Annotated in this window: 3 protein-coding genes; all 3 read right to left on the bottom strand. The window is 68.6% G+C overall.

Going from position 1 to position 2,543, the window contains the following annotated elements; translation table 11 throughout:
• On the bottom strand, positions 1–512 hold a 512-nt coding region (locus AC1DZ6_RS23360), incomplete at its 3' end, for a DUF72 domain-containing protein (protein WP_477099497.1).
• A 77-nt stretch (positions 513–589) separates the two neighbouring features.
• A complete protein-coding gene (locus tag AC1DZ6_RS23365; protein WP_477099498.1) occupies positions 590–892 on the bottom strand; it encodes a hypothetical protein in 303 nt (100 codons plus the stop codon).
• Positions 893–1,068: 176 nt separating this feature from the next.
• The gene (locus tag AC1DZ6_RS23370) at positions 1,069–2,457 is read right to left on the bottom strand and encodes an L-serine ammonia-lyase (RefSeq protein WP_477099499.1); all 1,389 of its coding nucleotides are present in this window, start codon (positions 2,455–2,457) and stop codon (positions 1,069–1,071) included.
• Positions 2,458–2,543 lie beyond the last annotated feature (86 nt).

The following is a 2,543-nucleotide window of genomic DNA, read 5'->3' on the forward strand; positions in this document are numbered from 1 at the left end:
GCATAGACGATGGCCGCGCCGTACTTGGCGGCCAGGTCATAGAATTCCTGGGTGGCGAAGGTCGGACTGCGGACCTCCAGGGCGTGGCGCGCCGGGCGACCGCCGATCTCCTTGGGCAGAAGCTTCAGAAAGCCCTCGAAATCGACCGGGTCGAACTTCTTGGTGGCCATGAACTGCCAGTTGATGGCCCCCAGCTTGGGACCCAGTTCCTCCATCCCCTGGGACAGGAATTTCTCCAGCGAGTCGTTGTTCTCGGAGAGCACGCGGCGGTTGGTGCAGAACCGGCTGGCCTTGACCGAGAACACGAAGTCGTCGGGCGTCTCGTCGCGCCACTTCTGCCAGCTGTTGGGCTTGAAGGTGGAATAGTAGGTGCCGTTGATCTCGATGCTGGTCAGCTTGGACGAGGCGTATTTCAGCTCGTCCTTCTGCTTGAGATCGTCAGGATAGAAGGGGCCGCCCCGCCAGGGCTCGAACGTCCAGCCGCCGATGCCGGCGCGAATGGTCCCGGTCATGCGTGTTCCCTTCCTGTTCCCGGCGCGCACCGTATGGGGAGGCGCGCGCCTTCGCAAGTGTCTACGGGCGCGGTCGCCTAGCGGCGGACCTGCAGTTCCTGGACCTCGGCGCGGCCGCTGCGCTTGTCGAACACGCAGGTGGCTTTGCCGCGCGCGCCCTTCATGTGCTTGGGCTTGTAGACGCCTTCGAGGCTGGAGACGGTGACCGACTGGAAGGTGTCGCCATAGGCGGTGACACGGACGTTGCGCAGCTCCTGGGCGGCGGCGACGCAGGCCTTATCGGAGCGGACGCGCAGATCGTTCCAGGCGCCGGGGGTGGAGGCGTGGGCGGAGCAGGCGGTCAGGGCCAGCAGGGCGGCGGTGGTTAGGATGAGGCGCATGGGGAACTCCGACGGCGGGTATGGTGAGGCTTAACGGTCGGAGACGGTGGCGGGTTGCCCACTTGCCCCCACCTGGCGGCTTCGCCGCCTGTCCGCCCATAGGGGGCGGAGGACGACAGCGCGGTTCCTCTCCCCCTATGGGGGAGGAGGGCCGAAGGCCCGGAGGGGGCAAGTGATCAACACTCCACCCGGTTGACCGACAACCCCACCGCCAGTCCACCAAGCGAGGTCTCCTTGTAGATCTCGTTCATGTCCTCGCCGGTGCGCTTCATCGTGGCGATCACCTTGTCGAGCGACACCGAGTGCTGCCCGTCGCCCAGCAGCGCCAGCCGGGCGGCGTCGATGGCCTTGATCGCGCCCATGGCGTTGCGTTCGATGCAGGGGATCTGGACCAGGCCGCCGATCGGGTCGCAGGTCAGGCCCAGATTGTGCTCCATGCCGATCTCGGCGGCGTTTTCGATCTGGTCGTTGGTCGCGCCCAGCGCCGCCGCCAGACCAGCCGCCGCCATCGAGCAGGCCACGCCCACCTCGCCCTGGCAGCCGACCTCGGCCCCGCTGATCGAGGCGTTGCGTTTGTAGAGCGCGCCGATCGCCGCCGCCGTCAGCAGGAACACCCGCACCCCCTGCGGCGTGCCGTTGTGGAAGCGGTGGTAGAACCGCAGCACCGCCGGGATCAGGCCGGCCGCGCCGTTGGTCGGGGCGGTGACCACCCGGCCGCCGGCCGCGTTCTCCTCGTTGACCGCCATGGCCCACAGGTTGACGTAGTCCATGGCCGCCAGCGGGTCGCTGATCTGGCGCTCCATGCGGCCCTGGATGGTCTGGTGAATCTGTCGGGCCCGGCGCTTGACCGACAGGCCGCCGGGCAGGATCCCGGTCTCGCGCATGCCCCGGTCGATGCAGGTCTCCATGGCGTCGAAGATGCGGTCCAGGCCCGCGCTCAGCGCCTCCTCGTTCATCCGCGACAGTTCGTTGGCGCCCATGACGCCGGCGATGGTCAGTCCGGCGTCGGCGGCGCGCTGCAACAGGTCGGCGCCGCTCTCGAACGGGAAGGGGATCTCGGGGCCCTCGTCCGGCGGCGTGTTGCGGCCCATCTCGCTCTCGTCGCGCACGAAGCCGCCGCCGATCGAGAAATAGGTGCGCTCGGCCAGCACGGCGCCGGCGGCGTCGAAAGCGGTGAAGGTCAGGCCGTTGGGGTGCTGGGGCAGGCGCTCATGGCCGGCCCAGATGATGTCGGTCGCCTCGTCGAACTTGATCCCGACGTCGCCGCCCAGCTGGAGCCACTGGGTGGCGGCGGCCTCGACCAGGGCCGCCTCGCCGACATCGGGATCCAACTGCGCGGGCACGAAGCCCATCAGGCCCAGAATCACCGCCCGGTCGGTGGCGTGGCCGCGGCCGGTCAGGGCCAGGGAGGCGTAGAGCCGCGTCTCGACCCGGACGACATCCGGCAGCTTGCCGGCGTCACGCAGCCGGCCGACGAACAGGCCGGCGGCCGTCATCGGCCCCATGGTGTGGCTGCTCGACGGGCCGACGCCCAGCTTGAACAGGTCGAAGACGGAGGCTGTCATTTTATACTCCGCTCATCCCGCGTGTGGAGGAGCGCCAACAAATCCTGTCATCCCGGACGAGCGCGAAGCGCGAAGATCCGGGACCG

It is taken from the genome of Caulobacter sp. P1_B12_2 (genome assembly GCF_056406675.1).

Excerpts from the sequence above, each read along its gene's own strand:
- AC1DZ6_RS23365 (WP_477099498.1), bottom strand. The coding sequence starts at position 892 with ATGCGCCTCATCCTAACCACCGCCGCCCTGCTGGCCCTGACCGCCTGC.
- AC1DZ6_RS23370 (WP_477099499.1), bottom strand. The coding sequence starts at position 2,457 with ATGACAGCCTCCGTCTTCGACCTGTTCAAGCTGGGCGTCGGCCCGTCG.